Origin of the sequence: Shewanella sp. SR1 (assembly GCF_020447145.1) — a bacterium.
In the GTDB taxonomy this organism is placed as follows: Bacteria; Pseudomonadota; Gammaproteobacteria; order Enterobacterales; family Shewanellaceae; genus Shewanella; species Shewanella baltica.
Window position 1 is genome coordinate 214,259 of the sequence record NZ_JAJAEF010000004.1, and the last position, 19,687, is coordinate 233,945.

Genomic DNA, 19,687 nt, shown 5'->3' on the forward strand with positions numbered 1-19,687 from the left:
CACTCAGTGCGATAGCAATAAGCTAAATCAGTCACTTATTCATCATCGGCCTTGTACTCGACATAGGCTTCGCCTTTGCTGAGCCATTCTGGCGCGGGTTTACCTTTCAGATAATGATCGAAATACTGCATCATGCGAATACTGTAATCGAGCTTATTCGGGTACTTTTTCAAGTGATGCGGCTCATCCTCATATTGTAAGAACACCACATCTTTACCCGCACGGCGCATGGCCAAGTACATTTCAACACCTTGTTCCCAAGGCACCGCGTCGTCCTTATCACCAAACATGATCATCAAAGGCGTTTGAATACGGTCAGCGTAAAATACTGGTGAGTTTTCAATGTACTTTTGTGGCGCGGCAAATAAACTCGCGCCAATACGGCTCTGTCCAGTTTCATACTGGAACTGACGCGCAATACCCGTACCATGGCGAATACCACTGTAGGCGCTGGTCATGTTCGATACCGGCGCACCCGCGACCGCCGCCTTAAACATCTTAGTTTGAGTGATGGCAAACGCCGTTTGATAACCACTCCAAGAATGACCTTGCAGACCAATAGCATCGGGATCGGCAATACCCATCTCAATCAGCTTTTGCACGCCTGATGTGAGCGCTTGCACCGAACTCGCGCCGGGGTAACCAATTTCAAAACGAATATCCGGTAGGAATACCGCATAGCCATTATTGATATACCAAGCAAAATTAGGCCTGTGATTAATGTTCATCTGCGGGAAGGCATGCAGTCTATCCGTCATAAAGCGATAGTAGTAAACCAACACAGGAACACGCTGACCTGCTTGATAATTGGTCGGCTTGATCAGCACGCCATCTAACGGCTTACCATCGCCATTCGTCCAGTGAACTAACTCGGCTTTGCTCCAGTTAAACGCTTGGCGTTGCTTATCTAAATCCGTTTGCTTAAGCGCATTTTGCGGGGCGCTATAGTTAGCGGTATACAAGTCAGGGAATAAGTCGAAACGCTCCTTAGAAAACACGATAGTGTCTGCGTCTTTACTGCGTCCTAACACAGTCAACTTATACTCGCCTTGCATCAGCGTTTTCACGCCCGCTGCGCCGAGCGTCGCTTGGTAGAAGCCATCGGCCTTAGTTTTATCGCTATAACCGTGGAGTAACACAGTGGCGTTATAGGCAAGCTCAGTCGGCTCATCGGGATTATCGACTAAGCCCTCAAGACGATATTGGATTTTCTGGGTACGCCCTTTACCTGCGGTTAAAGCAAAACCTGCCTTAGATTCAGTATTAAACTGCCAGACATCGTATTTATCGTAAACCAAGAACCCAGCGTCATCTTTCAGCCAAGGGCCAAAACCGTATCCCGGCGCGCTCGATGGATAGTCATGGTCTTCATCGGCAAAGCTGACCTTTAATGATCTTGTCAGGTTAGTGCGATGAGCCTCAGCAATATCATAAAGATACACATTACCTTGCTGATAATAAGCTACATACTTGCCGTTACCCGACAAACTTGGCTCGGCATCGCTCGGCTGCTGAGTCAAAAAAGGCACCTTACTGCCAGTGTTAATGTCGACCAGATAATAGTCTTGATAGAAGCCAGCCCACGTCGCCATCTTGCGATAGGGCAAATCTGAACTCGCCAACATAAAGCGCTTATGTTGTGAAATGGTCACATCTGGCACGGTTTTATCGCCAAGCTGCACCACGTTATTCGATCCTAAATGCAATACCGCAAGGTAAGTGCGTTTTTGCTCATCCTCATATTGCTTGATTTCGTGGGGTTTAATCCGTGGGTCGTCACCATGCCACACCTTAAGACCGCGCTGTCCGGTAACAATATCGGCATCGAACAGGTCTTTTTCTTCGGTGATTTTCTGCAAACTAAGCTGCTGGCTCACCTCTGGCACGCGGCCGAAGAACAGCCGTTCGCTGTCCAATGAGAAGCTTAAACTTGTGTAGCGATTGAGTTTCCACTCGGGTGACTCAGGAGTTTTGCTGATTTTACCCGATTGCAAATCGACCAGCGATAACTGATAGCTGCGACCATAGGGCAACTCGCTATCTTTGCCCTGCGTAAACGCCAGCCAACGACCATTTTTAGCCAACGCTAACACACCAACCTGTTGGCTAGGCGAATCAAAAACGACAGTTTTTTGGTGGGTATGTAAATCCACTAATTGCAATTGATGCTGTTTATTGACGATATCGTTCACCGCTAGCGCAAGTCGGCGGCTCGCCTTATCAAACACATAACCAGTCACTTGCTCAACATCGATGCGCTGGGTTTGATTGTCTAAACTAAGCAAAGTAAAACGGCGGCCTTGGTCAAACTTATCAACCTTTGGCTTATCGGCTTTCGCTGGGGTTTGTGTGCCTGCTTCAGCGAGTTTTTCGCTGGCTTTAGGCTCAGCATCTTTTTTAGACTCTTCATCGGCCTCAAACCACATTGCCAAATGCTTACCGTCATCACTGAACACGAATTCCTTCACGCGCTCAAAGCGGGTTTGAGTGCCCGTTTGGGTATCAAGTAATACCATGTCAGATTTGAGTTTTTTCTTCGCCTTGGCATCACTCGTTTCACGCGTGAGCAAACTCGGTTTGACCACCACAGCCACAAAGCGGCCATCGTGACTCACTAAAGGATCTGACCCACCCGCGATTTGATAACTTTGCTGCGACACCACATTTTTCACAATGACGTGACTATCCCCGCGATCGGGCGCAGACTCGACCGCGATGACTTGGCCCTTATCTGCGATAACCGGCTTTTCAAGGGATTCAAAGTGCATGATGTCTGTGAGGGTGAGCGGTTTAGTGCTGGTTTCAGCCTGCACTGCTGGCAATATTCCAAGGGATAACAGCACCAGAGATGTGATAGGGATTAACTTCAATGTCTTCCTCTTTTATATATTTGTTAGACTAAAGTAGACTTTTTTAACCATTGGCTCTCCATCATGGTGAGAACCCAGTATTTTTACAAGTTATACCACATAAAAAATCGTGATATTGCTCACTATTTCCTGTGAAGTTTGACCAAAGATGGTTAAAATAATAGACAGAAAAAATACCAAATTCATAGTCCTGCTATCCAGTTAACGCTGGGGCAGACAATTGCAGTAACGACGAACCGTGGAAGGACTTCTCCATGTCAAAAAGAACGATAACCGTAATTCCAGGTGATGGAATTGGCCCAAGTATTATTGATTCAGCCTTAAAAATTCTCGATAAAGCGGGCTGTGATTTTGAATATGAATTTGCCGATGCCGGCCTGACTGCACTCGAAAAGCAAGGCGAGTTACTGCCACCGCGCACTTTAGAATTAATCGAAAAAAACCGTATCACACTAAAAGGTCCACTGACGACGCCAGTAGGTGAAGGCTTTACCTCTATCAACGTGACTTTACGTAAAAAATTCGGCCTGTACGCTAACGTACGCCCAGTGATTTCGTTTAAAGGCACTCAAGCTCGTTACGAAAATATCGATATCATCACAGTACGTGAAAACACTGAAGGCATGTATTCTGGCTATGGCCAAAAAGTGTCTGAAGATGGTTTGACAGCAGAAGCGACCAGTATAGTGACTCGCCAAGGTGCCGAGCAAATCGCCACTTTCGCCTACGAACTGGCTCGCAAAGAAAACCGTAAGAAAGTCACTATCGTGCACAAAGCCAACATCATGAAGTCAACGTCAGGCCTGTTCCTGAAAGTGGCCCGTGAAGTGAGCCTACGTTACCCAGACATCAAGACAGAAGAAATGATCGTCGATGCAACGTGCATGAAGTTAGTGATGAACCCAGAAAACTTCGATGTGATCGTGACGACCAACCTGTTCGGTGACATTTTATCGGATCTATGTGCCGGTTTAGTCGGTGGTTTAGGTATGGCACCAGGCGCAAACATTGGCCGTGATGCCGCGATTTTCGAAGCCGTTCACGGTAGTGCACCGGATATCGCTGGTAAAAACCTTGCAAACCCAACCTCAGTGATTTTAGCGTCTATTCAGATGCTGGAATATTTAGGTATGGCTGACAAAGCTGAGCAAATCCGTAAAGCGGTATCTGCAGTGATCGAAGAAGGCGACCGTACCACTCGCGATTTAGGCGGCACTCACGGCACGACTGACTTCACTCAAGCGGTTCTTGAGCGTCTGTGATCTCAATGCTGAGCGTTTAAGACGAGTCTATAACGCGCTTTTGTTCAAGCATAAGCTTCATAAGAAGTAAGCGCTTGAAACTCAAATGAGTAAACACGAAAAAGCCCCGAAGTTTCCTTTGGGGCTTTTTATTATCTGGCTTTTAAACCTGCATGGCTTTAAAACTGCGTGTTTTTTAAACCCGCCTGACGATTACCGTATTAGCGTACCTAAGTAACGTTCGCGAGTAACGACAGCAATATCACTGCAGAGTTTCGCAGGAATTAATTCCACGCGGTATTAGGACGCAGCCATAAATGCACTGTCACTTCATCACGGTCGTGATAAAGATGCTTACACTGCACTTTAAAATCGGTCACGCCGTTCTCTTTAAGAATGGTCTGCATGGTCTCAAGAATGGCAGTGACTTCTTTATAGCGGCTTTTCATCGGTAATTTAAGGTTGAAAATCGCTTCCTTAAACCAACCGTTAATCGCCCAAGCTTCAATCAGTTCAGCAACACGCGCTGGTTTCTCAACCATGTCGCACACTAGCCAATAGATGTTTTTGCGCTGTGGCTCGAAACGGAAACCGTCTTCACGGTAATGTTTCACTTGGCCCGTTTCCATGAGTTTCTCATCCATGGGACCATTATCGACAGCCGACACAAACATGCCACGACGCACCAGTTGATAAGTCCAGCCACCAGGACAAGCGCCCAAATCCACTGAATTCATGCCACTGCGAATACGCTCTTCTTGCTCTTCCTTCGGCACGAACTGGCCAAAGGCCTCATCGAGTTTTAGGCTAGAACGACTCGGAGCATCCGCCGCCATTTTCAGACGTGGAATACCCATAAAATGTGGCGAGCTGTTATTGCTGTAGGAATAACCCACATAGGCACGGCCGGGTCCGATAAAACACACGTGGATAATCGGACGTTTTGGATTTTCCTGCGCGAGCAAACTGCCAGATTTTTTCAAATGCTGGCGTAAAGGCACAGTGAACTTACGGCAAAAAGCCGATAGCTCTTTCGCTTCGTTAGTATCTGGCGTTTCAACTCGAACTTCACCCGCTTTGCTGACGTCACTGAGTGCCGCCACGATTGGGCTTATTCTGTCATTTTCAGGCAAGTCGACTAATAAGTCGCTGGCAGCAAACATCTGGCGAGCGAAAATGAGCGAATCTAAAGGCAGTTGTTTCACTAACGTATCTGCGGCGTCATCTTCAAAACATTGGTACACGACATAGGCGTCGTTATTGTTGGCCTTAACAAAGCCGCCCACATTGAGCTCACCGGCTCGCTGTTGGATTTCTGCAGCGCATTCTTTTTCAAAGCCTGCGCGGCAAAATAAAAATAGGTTTTTCATGGGGATCCCTGAGAAATCCAAGCCAAAGCATTGGCTGACTATCGATTTGGGCGTCAGTATACCAATTTCAATCCACAAATGCCCTATTTGCCTACTTGCGGAACTTTGAATTGCGATTGGAGAAATAAAAAAGGCTTAGGTGCGCCCTAAGCCTGTTAACTCACATTGACATTCGAGATTAAGACTCGTGACCGTCAATGACTTTATGGCGCCATACCGCGGCAGCAAATAATAACCAGCCGAGTAAGAAACACCCACCGCCCATCGGCGTAACAGGGCCAAGCCACTTAGTGCCGAACAATGCCAGTCCGTATAACGAGCCAGAAAACAACACTATGCCTGCAATAAACAAATACGCCGACCAATCCAATAAACGTGAGGTTAACCATTGGCCCGAAAAGGCAACCATGATTAAGGCGAAGGTATGGTAGAAATGGTATTGCACCCCAAGATTAAACACGTCAATCAAATCCGGTGGTGCGACTGCTTTTAAACCATGAGCACCAAAAGCCCCTAAGGCGACGGCTAAGAATCCGCTCACGGCGGCGAGTAACAATAGACCTTTACGCATTTAATTCTCCTGCTGGAATGGGCTTAGCTCATTCAACATTCATTCGCTCAACATTAAGCTAACCAATAAAATCGCTAGATAAATCAATGGCACGTGCAAGGTTAGCCGCTTCAGTGGTGCCTGACGACTTTCTTGGGACAAAACTATGATCGCCGTCGGTTATCCAAGCCAATCCTATCTCTGCCTTCAAGGGCCAATTTGGGATCTGCTCTTTGCCACCAAACTTATCCCGCTCGCCCTGTACGACTAATACTGGGACTTGGCATTCATTCAAAGGTTCCAATCTAGGCTCGCCGCCTTTAAGTGGCACAAAGGGGTAACCTAAACAAATGACTCTATCGATGCGCGCCGCTAATGCGGGATCGCAGGCTAATAACGCTGCCATACGTCCGCCCATGGATTTGCCCATCAGTACGACACGCTCGACCTTAGGTTGTGAATGGGCTATATCGAGCATCTGTGTAAAACTCGCGAGCAATTTAGGCGCGCGGTCCGGTGGACGCCGTTTACCATCGACGGCATTGGCCTGCATATAGGGAAAATTAAAACGCATCACTTGGTAGCCCTTAGCCACAAGCCCCGCCGACATGGCCTGCATAAACTCAGAGTCCATGTTAGCGCCCGCGCCGTGGGCTAATAAAATCATTGTGCTCGCAGGCTCACCCTCTAATACAAAACTTGGCTTATCCGGGCAACAACTCACTACGCGACTCCTCAGCAAACATATCTAACATCCATTCGCGAAACGCGACGACCTTACCAAGTTCAGCGTGATTCTGCTGGCAAACCAAGTAGTAAGCATCTTTACTGACCAAGACTTCTTGGAATGGGCACACGAGACGCCCCGCTTTTATATCGGGACGCGCCAGTACGCTGTAACCTAAAGCCACGCCTTGACCATGGGCCGCCGCCTGCAATACCAAGGACGAATGACTGAAAATGGGGCCTTGGTTCACATTAATATCGTTAATCCCACATTGTCTAAACCACGCCTGCCAATCGTGACGATTCATATCATGTAATAGCGTGTGATATTTTAAATCGCTCGGTTTTGACAACGGCTTAGGACCATTGAGTAACATAGGCGAACACACAGGAATGAGCACTTCGTTTCTGAGCTTATCGGCACGCAAGCCAGGCCAATTGCCTAGACCATAATAAATAGCCACATCCACATCATCGGTTAATGAGCTGGCTTCGGTATCGACGGCTTTAATACGCACGTCGATATCGGGATTTTTCTCACTGAACTTTGCCAAACGCGGCACTAACCATTGAATTGCAAAACTGGGCGACATACTGACCGTCAGCGAGCCAATCGCACTGCGGGCGAGTAATCGGTCGGTAGCATCGGCGAGTTGAATAAAGATGTCTTTGATGTCGAGGAAGTAGCTCTGCCCTTCTTCGGTTAAAAGCAAAGAACGGTTCTTTCGGCGAAATAATTTTAATCCGAGGAAATCTTCTAATGCCTTTATTTGATGGCTCACCGCAGCCTGCGTAACAAACAATTCTTCTGCTGCGCGCGTAAAGCTCAAATGCCGCGCGGCTGCCTCAAATGCTTTAACCGCATTAAGCGGTGGTAATCGTCTGGACATAGTGATCTCAGTCTCATTTTTTAATTAGTTTTTCTAATCCGTATTGTTACATTTAATCGTTTGTAAAGGCCAGTGATTTTGGTTAAATTTTGCGCCATTGAAACAGCGGTATCCACGAAACACTTATATCTATGAAACACCCTAGTTGGACAATCTCAAAGTTGGTGATGGGAATGTCTGACAGCGTTAATTTGTCAGCCCGGAGGCGACTATGTTTAATTTAAAATCAGCGTTTGCGTTAGCGATAATTTCAGCACTCAGCTTAAATGCCAGTGCTAATGTACTCGTTGACGAAATCGTCATCGATACTAGCGACTTACAAGCTAGTATCACTGCAGACTTAACCGCTGCAATGAATAAAATGCACCAAGAAGTGCTGCAAGAAGCCACACTATTGATTGCCGCAGATGATGTCGCATCAAATCAGCAGGTCGTTAAGCCTAATAGCTTATAAGACAACATAAATTCAGGTTTTCACCACGAAGACCAAAAGAAAAAGCCGCATTAATATGCGGCTTTTTTGTATTCAATCTCTATGGGCACATCCCACTGACAAGACATGTCAGTGGGCAAGTTTGCATGGATTTATGGGCGATACACTTTGACATTAGTGTAGCCTTGCTCGATTAAATACAATGCCTGCAATTTACTCATCACCCCACGCTCACAATACAGCAAATAGGTTTTTTGCTTATCGAGATCGGCAAATTGAGTCGCTAACTTGAAGAATGGGATACGTTTAATCTCAATGCCTTCAATTTGCAACGGTTTGCTTTCCTCTTCTTCAGGGGCGCGAATATCAATGACCACTTGGTTGGTATCAATACTGGCGACCGTTTCAGTCTCAGTAATCCGAGTATCCATTTGTTCTGCGATCTCCCTGATATCAATAGTGACAGACTGGGCGATGATTTGATCGATCAAATCTTCAGAGAACTTCTTCTCTTCCGCTTCAACTTTCGCTAATACTGCTTTAACCGTCGGCTTTTGCGAAATCACGCCACAATATTCAGGCATAGACTTGGCAAAATCTTCGGTGCCGATTTTACGGCTCTCGTTGATAATGTCTTGTTTATCCATGGCGATCAGCGGACGTAAAATCAACAGCTCAGTACAGCGGTCAATCACGTTTAAGTTGGTCAGCGTTTGGCTCGATACTTGGCCTAAACTTTCACCGGTTACTAAGGCTTGAATGCCCATACGGTCGGCAATACGCGCCGCAGTGCGCATCATCATACGCTTAAGCACAACGCCCATTTGGCCATTATCGATACGCTCTAAAATCTCAGCGACCACAGGCTCAAAAGGCACAGAGATAAACTTCACCTTGTGGGATTCGCCGTAGGTTTTCCACAAATGGTAAGCCACTTGTTTAACACCAATTTCGTGCTGTGCGCCGCCAAGATTGAAGAAGCAGTAATGGGTACGCGCGCCCTTTTTGATAAACTGATAGCTAGACACACCAGAGTCAAAACCACCTGAAATCAAAGACAACACATCTTCCTGCGTCGCCATCGGGAAACCGCCTAAGCCTTCAATACGCTTAGTGACCATGTAAAGATTATCGCGTTCAATTTCAAGGTTAACGGTAATATCGGGATTCTTTAAACGCACACCTAAAGCATCGGTAAACTGATTTAAGCCGCCGCCGACGTAACGCTCCACTTCGATAGAATTAAAATCGTGATCGCCAGTGCGCTTCACTCGCACGCAGAAGGTTTTACCCGCGAGTTGGTCACGGTAAACAGGCAAGACTTGCTGATAAATATCGTCCACAGATTCAAAGCTGTACTCATCCACTTGCACTACGTGTGCAATGCCAGGAATACACGCCAGACGCTCACCGAAGGCTTGGGCCAACTCAGGCTTATCCTTTGGTACCATAACCATAATGCGGTCCCACTGACGTTGAACTTTAGCGTCTTCGTCGACTTTTTTGAGCACATTACGTATGTTGGTTTCGAGCATTTTGGTGAAGCGCATCCTTACGGGTTTGCTCTTCATCATGATTTCTGGGTACAGCTTTACAATAAACTTCATGGGATTTCCGCGGGCAATTTTAAAACAGCAAAATTGGTTAAAAGAATAATCGGGGGATTATATACCCAAGCGACCTAAAAATGCGAGTTTCAGCGCGCATCGCAAACAGCCACACAAGCCACATTCATGGCGGATTAATGGCGTATTAGTAATTAAGTCACGGCGGGATTTTTAAGCGAATTCGGTCGGGATAATGTCAGTGAAGCCTATTCACTTAGTTAAAATTGCTCTGTTTGAAATGAGTTATTTGAGATGAATTATTTGAGATACGTCGTTGAGGTAAGCTTGAAGAAAGCTTAGGGATTACACACTCTCTGCAATTGGCGTAAAGCCCAAATGGATTCAAACCAACCACAGCGCTTTGATGCATAAAGCGTTAGTAAAAAAGGGAAACGTCTACCTTAGCCCAGTAAAAAAGCCGCAACAAGATTGCGGCTTTAGATTCAGTGAGTACCAAGCTACCTAAGGCGAATTACCAACCTGAATCTCATCAGATTCCTTCGCTTTACCTTGCTCAATGGCAATTTCCACCCTGCGGTTACGGGCACGATTCTCCGGTGAATCGTTAGGCACTATCGGGTTATTAGACGCCATGCCCACCACTTTCATCCGTTTAGAATCAAAGCCTTTGACTTGCACCAACTCGTGGGCCACAGCCACAGCGCGTTTACTGGATAAATCCCAGTTAGAGCTATAAAGCTCATCGCTGATTTGCATGTCATCCGTGTAACCCGATACCGTAATAATCCCCGGCACATCTTTTAGCAGTTCGCCAACAGAGCGCACCACAGGCTTAAATCGTGGTTGAAGGAAGCCCGAACCAGAGGCAAATGCGCCCTTCTCACGGATACGGATAATAATCTGCTGACCTAAGGACTCAATTTCAATCGCACCATCGGTGATCTCTTTATTGAGCTCCTGCGCCATCTTCTTCACTTCTTGATTGATCTTATCCTGCGCCGCTGCCGCTTCGGCTTTAACCGCATCGGCCACTTCCTGCGCCGTTGCAGTGGCTTCACCACCACGCTGAGAACCACTTTGCTGCTGAACGCCGCCAGCACTGTCGTCTTCACCCGCTTGGTAATCCAATACAGGTTCCGTCATTTCATTGGTTTGCTGGTTGATAATTTCAATCGGCGTGGGATCGGGACGTCCTGGTCTAAATTCTAAGGCAATAACAGACGTCCCTTTCGGGATATCTTTGACTTCCACCTTATTTTGCACACCAAAGGCATACTTCATTGAGCCCGCGATCTGCTTAAACTTCATTACGTCCATTTCGGAAAATGACAATAACAACACGAAGAAACACATCAACAGCGACATTAAGTCAGCAAAGGTCGCCAACCACATCGGTGCTCCGGCCGGTGGACAGTTGCACTTAGCCTTAGCCATGGGCTACTCTCCGTCCGTTGTATCTATTTTGCGATTTTTCTCAGCCAGATAATTTTTCAAGAAGCCTTCAATCACCCGTGGGTTTTGTCCGTCTTGAATCGCCAATACCGCATCCATAATCAAGTTTCGGTTCAGCATTTCTTCACCCATCCTAAGCGTTAACTTATCCGCGATAGGAAGACAAACCATGTTGGCGACCATAGCGCCGTATAAGGTGGTTAACAAGGCCACCGCCATTGAAGGGCCAATGGATTTAGGATCTGACATGTTTGACAGCATGGCCACAAGACCCACCAGCGTACCTATCATGCCCATTGCCGGACCTACGTCACCAAACGCTCTAAAAATGCCGATCCCTGTACGATGGCGCTCTTCGGTCAGCGCAATATCCTTCTCTAAGGCCGCGCGCACCACTTCACCATCGTGACCATCAACAAGCATATCGACGGCTTTTTGCATAAAGCTGTTAGTAATCTGCGCTTCTTCTAAGGCTAAAAAACCACCTTTACGGGCGGCATCAGCCATAGTCACGGACTGTTCAATCAAATCTTCTGGCTTATCAATCTTAAAAATAAACGCTTTAGCGGCGATTTTTACCGCGCCAAAAAACTGTTTAAGAGTGAACTTCATCATCACCACGAAGAAGGACCCACCGAAAACAATAAGAATCGAGGGTACATCAACGAAAATCATTAAACCGCCGCTGGTGGCCATTGCCCCGAGGATAAAACCAAAGGCACCCACAATTCCAATTACTGTTGCTAAATCCACAACGGCTCCTCAATTTTCGTAATAAACGACATAATACTTACCCTAGGTAAGCAATAACACTCAGTTGTTCCACTGAGTAAGATAATCCCACCGACACACATGCGAGCCTTGTCTATCCAGTTAAAAATTACCATACAAATGATGATACTATTGTCAGTTATCGGACACACACTAAGCAAGTTTAGCGACAATTTATATTTTCTGAAAAAATTTCAGTAACAAAGCGTGCTATTGAACAAATATCTTTAGTCTGAATTTGACCCTAAAGCCGCCCTGATATACCTTGTGTCCGCTAAATCAAAGGAAGCATAAACGTGGCGAAGAAACCCGAAAATCTCAGTTTTGAAGAATCCCTTGGCGAGCTCGAGCGCATTGTTGCCGATCTAGAACAAGGCGATATCTCCCTCGATGACGCGTTAAAACAATTTGAACGTGGCATCAATCTGGTTCGAAATAGCCAAGCAAAACTCGAACAAGCCCAACAAAAAGCGGCCATTTTACTGAAACAAGATGAAAATGCGCCCCTATCCCCCTATGCCGTTGAGGGCGAATAAGCGTGTTAGTCAGTGCCATTCAAGAATATCAACAACGGGTTGATAATCAATTAAAACAGCGTTTTAGTACGCTTGAAGATACTGCTCCCCAATTAAAAGCCGCCATGACTTACGGCGCCTTATTGGGTGGCAAACGCATTCGACCTTTCCTTGTATACAGTGTCGGACGCATGTTTGGGGTCGAGCTCGAAAAATTAGATGCTTGCGCCGCAGCCATTGAATGTATCCATGCTTATTCATTGATCCACGACGATTTACCCGCCATGGATGATGATGAACTGCGCCGTGGTCAGCCCACAGTGCATATCGCTTTTGATGAAGCGACCGCCATTTTAGCTGGGGATGCACTGCAGACCTTAGCCTTTGAAATTGTCACAGAAGCGGTACCAGGGATCAGCAGCGAGCAACATATCGCTATGGTCAGAGTATTGGCAAAAGCCTCAGGTTATCGTGGCATGTGTGGCGGCCAAGCGATAGACTTAGCCTCAACAGATAAACATATTGATCTTAAAGCATTAACTCAGCTACATAATATGAAAACGGGCGCCCTTATCAGCTGCGCTGTTGAGTTAGCGTTAATCGCCGCGAACGCGCCAAAAGATCAGTATGCTGCTATGATGGATTTTGCCCGTGCGGTCGGACTCGCCTTCCAAGTACAAGACGATATCCTCGACATCGTAGCCACCACCGAAGAACTCGGTAAGCCGCAAGGCTCTGATACTGAATCGAATAAGAGTACGTTTCCACAACTACTTGGACTAAAAGGTGCACAAGACACCGCCAAACAACTGATCCAAGAGGCACTATCAGCGCTGGCTAAATTGCCATACAATAGCCAGTTAATTGCAGACTTCGCCCGCTATATCATTGAGCGAAGAATATAATAAGAGTCGAAGTATCTCGCTATGAGTTTGGACATTTCTCAGTTTCCCGTGTTGGCACAGGCCAACACCCCCAATGAACTCCGCCAGCTTCCTCAGGCACTTTTACCACAAGTAGCCGATGAACTGCGCGAGTTCCTTCTTAAGTCTGTTGGCATATCCAGCGGACATTTTGCCTCTGGGCTCGGCACAGTGGAACTCACTGTTGCGCTGCACTATGTCTACAACACCCCTTTTGATCGGCTGATTTGGGATGTGGGCCATCAGGCTTATCCCCATAAAATTCTTACGGGTCGTCGTGACAAGATGCACACCATTAGACAAAAAGATGGTTTGCATCCTTTCCCATGGCGTGAAGAAAGTGAATACGATACTTTCAGCGTTGGGCATTCAGGTACGTCTATCAGCGCCGCACTGGCGATGGCGATTGCCGCAGAAAAAGAGCAAGCGGGTCGTAAAGTCGTTGCCGTGATCGGCGATGGCGCTATGACAGGCGGCATGGTGTTTGAAGCCATGAACCACGCTGGCGACTTGCACAATGACATGCTCGTGGTGTTGAACGACAACGAAATGTCGATCTCTGAAAATGTCGGCGCCCTCAATAACCATTTAGCACAACTGATGTCAGGCCGTTTCTACACTACGCTGCGCGAAGGCGGCAAGAAAGTGTTGAAAGGCATGCCCGTCATCAAAGAAATGGCCAAACGCACTGAGGAACACCTCAAAGGCATGGTCGTTCCTGGCACCCTATTTGAAGAGTTAGGTTTCAACTATATCGGTCCTATCGACGGCCACGATGTTGATGCTCTGGTCGAGACCATGCGCAATATGCGCAATCTTAAAGGTCCACAGGTGCTGCACATCATGACGAAGAAAGGTCGTGGTTATGAACCTGCTGAAAAAGATCCTATCGGTTGGCATGCGGTGCCTAAGTTTGACCCGTCGCTGTTTAAAAAGCCGGCCACCAAACCCGGTTTGCCGACCTTTTCTCAAGTCTTTGGTAAATGGCTATGCGACATCGCCGAGCAAGATGAGAAAGTATTAGCGATTACGCCTGCGATGCGCGAAGGCTCGGGCATGGTAGAGTTTTCCCAGCGTTTCCCGAAACAATATTTCGATGCGGCGATTGCCGAGCAGCATGCTGTCACCCTATCAGCAGGTTTTGCCTGTGAAGGCTTTAAGCCTGTGGTGGCGATTTACTCGACCTTCCTGCAACGCGCCTACGATCAGCTAATTCATGATGTGGCGCTGCAACAATTACCGGTATTGTTTGCTATTGACCGTGGCGGTATTGTCGGTGCCGATGGTCCAACTCACCAAGGTGCATTCGATTTAAGCTTTATGCGTTGCATCCCCAACATGGTGATCATGGCGCCGTCGGACGAAAATGAATGTCGTCAAATGCTCTACACTGGCTATTGCTATGATGCAGGCCCAAGTGCAGTGCGTTATCCAAGGGGCTGTGCCACGGGAGCGACGCAAGTCGAAGCGATGACGGCATTACCGATTGGTAAAGGCGTGATCAAACGTGTGGGCAAGCGCATTGCCATACTCAACTTTGGCACCTTGTTAGCCTCAGCATTAACCGCAGCCGAAAGCTTAGATGCAACGGTTGTTGATATGCGCTTTGTGAAACCACTTGATGTTGATTTGGTCAAAGAGATGGCGCAAACCCACGAAGTGCTCGTCACAGTGGAAGAAAACGCCATTATGGGTGGCGCTGGTGCTGGCGTGCTTGAGCAGCTTCAAAAGCTGCGAATGCCTAAAGCCGTGCTTCAAATTGGTTTGCCAGATGAATTCATCAAACATGGCTCGCCAGAGGAAGTCACCCATGATTTGCAACTGGATGCCGAAGGTATACTGGCGCAAATCAATGCTTATCTAGCACAATAAATGGCTCAATAGTTGGCGGAATAGGTAGAACTAGCTTATCTCGGTAAGGTGCTAAGTCTTACCAATATAGATTCCGCCCATATTTTGCACATATTCCGCCCATAAAAAAAAGGACTGCAATTGCAGTCCTTTTTTGTTGCTGTCTGTTATAACAGCGGCTGATCCAATAAAGCTTAAGCTTCGATATCTATCGTTGCGCTTTCTTGGTTAGGGCCACCCTGTGACACCATTACCATAGCAGGACGCAGCAAGCGACTGTTCAGCTCATAACCCTTTTGCATCACCAACATCACAGTGTTCGCAGGGAACTCAGCGCTTGGCTGCATGCCAATCGCTTGATGTTGATCTGGGTTAAATGACTGACCTTGTGGATCAATTTGCTTAACACCAAATTTAGCCACCGCAGTGAGTAAGCTTTTTTGAGTTAACTCAACACCTTGATAAATCGATTTAGTCGCTTCATCTTCTGGGTTAGTCCCCATCAATGCGCGCTCCATGTTATCAAGTACTGGCAACAGTTCATTGGCGAACTTTTCCAAGGCAAACTTGTTCGCCTTTTCCACATCCATTGCGGCACGACGACGAATATTATCGACTTCGGCTGCGGCGCGGATGACTGAATCCTTCTGCTCTTCAACTTTCGCCAAAGCTTCAGCGAGTAACTGTTCCAGCTCTTCAATACGGAAATTGGCCTGGGTAAGCTCATCGATCAGACTTGCTTCTGCGGTAGATACTTCAGACTCTACACCCTCTTGGATCAGATCCTGTTCTGCTTTAATCGATTCGTTGCTCATTTTCACTCCAGCTAAAAATGCTTTGTTTCTGAAATACTCTGGGCATATTATGGGGATCAATTTTGACGTTTCAAGGCCTAAGGCCAGATCTAGCATAAATATGACCACAAAGTTTCATACTATCGGCCTTATCGGCAAACCTCATCACCAAGGGACCAACCAAACCTTAAAACGTCTGCATCATTGGCTGACAATGCAAGGCTTTGAAGTCTTAGTGGAAGAGCGTGTTGCTGCCGAATTAGGGCCCAATATCGAGGCGGTCGATTTACTAGAAATTGGCGCGCGCTGCGACTTAGCCATAGTCGTCGGTGGTGACGGTAACATGCTTGGCGCAGCTAGGGTATTAGCCCGCTTCGATTTAGGCGTGATTGGCGTTAACCGCGGCAATTTAGGCTTCTTAACCGACCTGCCGCCCGATGCCTTTGAAGAAGCACTCGCCAAAGTCCTCGACGGTGAGTTTGATACCGAGCATAGATTCTTACTCGAAGCCGAAGTCTATCGCCACGGTATGCTCAAGGCGAGCAATACCGCTGTCAACGAAGCCGTACTCCATCCGGGTAAAATTGCCCACATGATTGAGTTTGAGGTCTATATTGACGATCAGTTCATGTACAGCCAGCGTGCCGACGGCATGATAGTGTCAACGCCTACAGGTTCGACGGCTTATGCCCTCTCCGCTGGCGGCGCTATCCTGACGCCTAATCTGCAGGCCCTGATCTTAGTGCCTATGTTCCCGCACACTTTGTCGTGCCGCCCGATTGTCGTCGATGCCTGCAGCACCATTAAAATGGTGGTGTCTCCGGACAATGGCGAGAACCTCGAAGTCAGCTGTGATGGCCACGTGCATTTAGCCGTGTTACCGGGCGATGAAATCATAGTGCGCCGCAGCTCAGAACGGTTACGCTTGATCCATCCTAAAGGGCACAACTATTTCCACGTGCTGCGGACCAAATTAGGCTGGGGCAGCAAGTTGTTTTAAGCCAGTGCATATTTGTCCGATTCCCATAATTGGCCCTATTCCCATAATTTACCTAAATCCCCATAAAAGAGACGTATCCCGTCTCTTTTTTATTCCTTCTATATCCCCAGAAAAAACGGCGGCTAAATACGAGAAGATCTCATTGAGATAATAGTGAGTGAACTACCCATTAGATTAAATAAACGAGCTGACATTCTCATCCATCGCATTTGCGAATTAATATCACTAACCAGTCTGATAAAAGTTAGCACAGCATTTATTCGCTTTATTACGTAAACTTTTCGCCTCAATTTAGCCCTGTACTCTCAATAATTCAGCTTAAGCTATTAGAAGCGGTGACTTTTAATTTCAACATTTGCGTTAGCCGCTCAATATCATCGACATTTATGGCGCGCTGTTCGCTCAAATAAACTGAAAGTAACTTAAATAACGGTTATTTAATTTCATATTAAAGTAAAATTAATTAAGTGACATGCATCACAAGAAAACTCCACCATTTAAAATAGTGATCTAGATCACTATAAAAAACCACCTGAAAACCACAAAATTAATCAACTATAACAACGACTTGAAATAAATCAGCGTAACTTCACCAATTAAGCAGCATCACCCTATGCGACCTTAATCACACCTTAAAAATGTCTTAAAAAACCAATAACAGCCTATTAATGAAATAAATGGATCAGTTAATTGCAATAATGACCATCAACTTGAGTGATAACTCTAGTTTTAATAACTAAAATACCGATAACTTAAATTTAATATAATCGAAATAGATATACGCCTAGCCGTCTAAGTGATCACTGTCACAGATAGATAAATCCCCTGAGAGAAGTGTCCCGCAGCACTGTAAATTAGCATTTCATATAGCAGCCAAGATGATCTAGATCATATTAGTCAAGCCCACAATAGCGTCTAGTACACAACACAGAATGTCGAGACCATAACTCGTTGCAGTATTAACTGCTGATTTATCGGTCTGGGAAGTCGACATGAAGGCAGATGAAAAATTCTAATATCAATAATAAGACAGACCACTTTATGAAGAGGCAAGCATGACAATACTTCAACTCCTCGCCAGCTTGACGCCTGTGCTCAGTGTAATGCTATTTCTAGTATTACTCAGAATGCCCGCATCAAAGGCTATGCCCATTTCCATGCTAGTCACTGCGCTCGCCGCTGTGTTTATTTGGCAAATGGATACCACATTACTGGCGGCATCGGTCCTCGAAGGACTGCTCTCAGCCATCACACCTTTAACCATCATTTTTGGTGCTGTGTTCCTACTGAATACCCTGAAATATTCAGGTGCGATGGACACTATCCGCGCAGGTTTCACTAACATCAGCGCCGATGCCCGTGTGCAAGTGATCATCATCTGTTGGTTATTTGGTGCCTTTATCGAAGGCAGTGCTGGCTTTGGTACGCCCGCCGCGATTGGCGCACCACTGCTCGTACTGCTTGGCGTGCCACCGGTTGCCGCAGCGGTTGTTGCTTTGATTGCCGACTCTGCCTGTGTGTCCTTCGGCGCGATTGGTCTACCTGTACTCTTTGGTATGGAGCAAGGCTTGACCCAAGGCGGCGTAAGCATGGCTGCGGCGCAAATTGCTGAACATGGCGGCACCTATGCTGACTTTGCGCAGTTTATTGCAATGCACATGATCACTATCGATTTAATCACAGGTTCGTTAATTCCATTAGTGATGGTGTCGATTCTGACAGGCTTCTTTGGTCGCAATAAATCCTTCAAAGAAGGCTTAGCGATTTGGAAATTTGCGATTTTTGCAGGTCTTTCGTTTACCGTTCCAGCGTGGATCATCAACTATGTTGCTGGCCCAGAATTCCCATCGGTTATCGGTTCTTTAATCGGTATGGCAATGGTGATCCCAGTCGCTCGCAAAGGCTACTTACTGCCTAAAGCCGCTTGGAATGATTTTGCCGAAAATGACAACCAAGAAACCGCCAAAGTGGAAACCACAGCTAAATTTTCCCAAATCGCCGCTTGGACACCTTACATCATCATGGCTGCGCTGTTAGTGCTGTCACGTACCGTTGCACCGCTAAAAGCCTGGTTATCTGGCTTTAACATCAGCTGGACGGGCTTGATGGGCACAGAACTTAAGGCGAGCTTTGCTACACTATATGCGCCTGGTGCCTTCTTCGTTGCCGTGTGTATCTTAGGTTTCTTCCTGTTCAAAATGAAAAGCCCTGCGATTAAGCAAACGGTCGGTGTGTCATGTAAATCCATGTTACCTACCATTATTTCATTAGGTGCTTCCGTGCCTATGGTGAAAATCTTCTTAAACTCAGGTGTGAATGGTGCGGGCCTAGCCTCTATGCCTGTCGCATTAGCAGATATGTTGGCAGGTTCCATGGGCGCAGTATGGGCTTGGATGGCGCCTATCGTCGGTATTTTTGGTGCCTTCCTATCGGGTTCAGCAACCTTCTCCAACATGATGTTCTCAGGCCTACAGTACAGTGTGGCTGACAATATCGGCATGAACCACGCTCTCGTCCTTGCCCTACAAGGCATAGGTGCGAACGCGGGTAACATGATGTGTGTGATGAACGTGGTTGCGGCTGCAACGGTAGTCGGTATGGCGGGTAGAGAGTCAGAAATCATCCGTAAAACCATGCCAGTCGCCATTGGTTATGCATTACTTGCGGGCACTATTGCTACCCTTTGGGGTGGTTTCTAAGCCCATTGAAAACTAAGGTCGCTACGGCGGCCTT

The 19,687-nt window shown here is 46.8% G+C and carries 16 protein-coding genes; 7 read left to right on the forward strand and 9 right to left on the reverse strand.

Going from position 1 to position 19,687, the window contains the following annotated elements; genetic code table 11:
• Nucleotides 1–35 precede the first annotated feature (35 nt).
• Entirely contained in the window at nucleotides 36–2,870 is a 2,835-nt protein-coding gene (locus KV201_RS05600; RefSeq protein ID WP_226058764.1) for a prolyl oligopeptidase family serine peptidase, read from the reverse strand.
• 254 nt (nucleotides 2,871–3,124) lie between these two features.
• Between KV201_RS05600 and KV201_RS05605 the strand changes: the two genes are divergently transcribed.
• Nucleotides 3,125–4,132, forward strand: a complete 1,008-nt coding sequence (locus KV201_RS05605) for an isocitrate dehydrogenase (RefSeq protein ID WP_006080893.1) — start codon at nucleotides 3,125–3,127, stop codon at nucleotides 4,130–4,132.
• A 263-nt stretch (nucleotides 4,133–4,395) separates the two neighbouring features.
• On the opposite strand, the gene rlmM is transcribed toward KV201_RS05605, so the two are convergent.
• From rlmM to KV201_RS05625, 4 genes are all read right to left on the reverse strand, one after another.
• Complete coding sequence (gene rlmM, locus KV201_RS05610; protein ID WP_011846285.1) at nucleotides 4,396–5,481, reverse strand: 23S rRNA (cytidine(2498)-2'-O)-methyltransferase RlmM; 1,086 nt, start codon at nucleotides 5,479–5,481, stop codon at nucleotides 4,396–4,398.
• A 178-nt stretch (nucleotides 5,482–5,659) separates the two neighbouring features.
• The gene (locus tag KV201_RS05615; protein WP_006080891.1) at nucleotides 5,660–6,052 is read right to left on the reverse strand and encodes a DUF423 domain-containing protein; all 393 of its coding nucleotides are present in this window, start codon (nucleotides 6,050–6,052) and stop codon (nucleotides 5,660–5,662) included.
• 58 nt (nucleotides 6,053–6,110) lie between these two features.
• Nucleotides 6,111–6,755 (reverse strand): alpha/beta family hydrolase, encoded by a 645-nt coding sequence (locus KV201_RS05620; RefSeq protein ID WP_226058765.1) that lies wholly within the window; start codon nucleotides 6,753–6,755, stop codon nucleotides 6,111–6,113.
• Nucleotides 6,736–7,647: a transcriptional regulator GcvA gene (locus KV201_RS05625; RefSeq protein WP_006080889.1), complete on the reverse strand. Its 912-nt coding sequence runs from the start codon at nucleotides 7,645–7,647 to the stop codon at nucleotides 6,736–6,738. The genes KV201_RS05620 and KV201_RS05625 overlap by 20 nt, the downstream gene beginning before the upstream one ends.
• A 211-nt stretch (nucleotides 7,648–7,858) precedes the next feature.
• Here KV201_RS05625 and KV201_RS05630 point away from each other — a divergent pair, with 211 nt between their 5' ends.
• Nucleotides 7,859–8,101 carry a hypothetical protein gene (locus tag KV201_RS05630; protein WP_006080888.1) on the forward strand — a complete coding sequence of 81 codons (243 nt, stop codon included), beginning with the start codon at nucleotides 7,859–7,861 and terminating at the stop codon, nucleotides 8,099–8,101.
• A gap of 131 nt (nucleotides 8,102–8,232) precedes the next feature.
• Here the strand turns inward: KV201_RS05630 and thiI are convergent, their stop codons facing one another.
• From thiI to pomA, 3 genes are all read right to left on the reverse strand, one after another.
• The gene (gene thiI / locus KV201_RS05635; RefSeq protein WP_006080887.1) at nucleotides 8,233–9,687 is read right to left on the reverse strand and encodes a tRNA uracil 4-sulfurtransferase ThiI; all 1,455 of its coding nucleotides are present in this window, start codon (nucleotides 9,685–9,687) and stop codon (nucleotides 8,233–8,235) included.
• Between the two features lie 462 nt (nucleotides 9,688–10,149).
• A complete protein-coding gene (locus KV201_RS05640; RefSeq protein WP_006080886.1) occupies nucleotides 10,150–11,082 on the reverse strand; it encodes a flagellar motor protein MotB in 933 nt (310 codons plus the stop codon).
• A 3-nt stretch (nucleotides 11,083–11,085) separates the two neighbouring features.
• The gene (pomA, locus tag KV201_RS05645) at nucleotides 11,086–11,853 is read right to left on the reverse strand and encodes a flagellar motor protein PomA (RefSeq protein ID WP_006080885.1); all 768 of its coding nucleotides are present in this window, start codon (nucleotides 11,851–11,853) and stop codon (nucleotides 11,086–11,088) included.
• A gap of 314 nt (nucleotides 11,854–12,167) precedes the next feature.
• Here pomA and xseB point away from each other — a divergent pair, with 314 nt between their 5' ends.
• Genes xseB through dxs form a run of 3 tightly spaced genes read left to right on the forward strand, consistent with a single transcriptional unit; the run spans nucleotide 12,168 to nucleotide 15,181 of the window.
• Nucleotides 12,168–12,407: an exodeoxyribonuclease VII small subunit gene (xseB, locus tag KV201_RS05650; RefSeq protein ID WP_226058766.1), complete on the forward strand. Its 240-nt coding sequence runs from the start codon at nucleotides 12,168–12,170 to the stop codon at nucleotides 12,405–12,407.
• Nucleotides 12,408–12,409: 2 nt separating this feature from the next.
• Nucleotides 12,410–13,291: a (2E,6E)-farnesyl diphosphate synthase gene (ispA, locus tag KV201_RS05655; RefSeq protein WP_226058767.1), complete on the forward strand. Its 882-nt coding sequence runs from the start codon at nucleotides 12,410–12,412 to the stop codon at nucleotides 13,289–13,291.
• Between the two features lie 21 nt (nucleotides 13,292–13,312).
• Nucleotides 13,313–15,181, forward strand: coding sequence for a 1-deoxy-D-xylulose-5-phosphate synthase (gene dxs, locus KV201_RS05660; RefSeq protein ID WP_006080882.1), 1,869 nt, complete (start codon nucleotides 13,313–13,315; stop codon nucleotides 15,179–15,181).
• A gap of 173 nt (nucleotides 15,182–15,354) precedes the next feature.
• On the opposite strand, the gene grpE is transcribed toward dxs, so the two are convergent.
• Nucleotides 15,355–15,975, reverse strand: a complete 621-nt coding sequence (gene grpE / locus KV201_RS05665) for a nucleotide exchange factor GrpE (RefSeq protein ID WP_006080881.1) — start codon at nucleotides 15,973–15,975, stop codon at nucleotides 15,355–15,357.
• Nucleotides 15,976–16,075: 100 nt separating this feature from the next.
• Between grpE and nadK the strand changes: the two genes are divergently transcribed.
• Entirely contained in the window at nucleotides 16,076–16,954 is an 879-nt protein-coding gene (gene nadK / locus KV201_RS05670; RefSeq protein ID WP_012588194.1) for an NAD(+) kinase, read from the forward strand.
• Between the two features lie 1,055 nt (nucleotides 16,955–18,009).
• The gene (locus KV201_RS05675; protein ID WP_006085150.1) at nucleotides 18,010–19,653 is read left to right on the forward strand and encodes an L-lactate permease; all 1,644 of its coding nucleotides are present in this window, start codon (nucleotides 18,010–18,012) and stop codon (nucleotides 19,651–19,653) included.
• The last annotated feature ends 34 nt before the right edge of the window (nucleotides 19,654–19,687 follow it).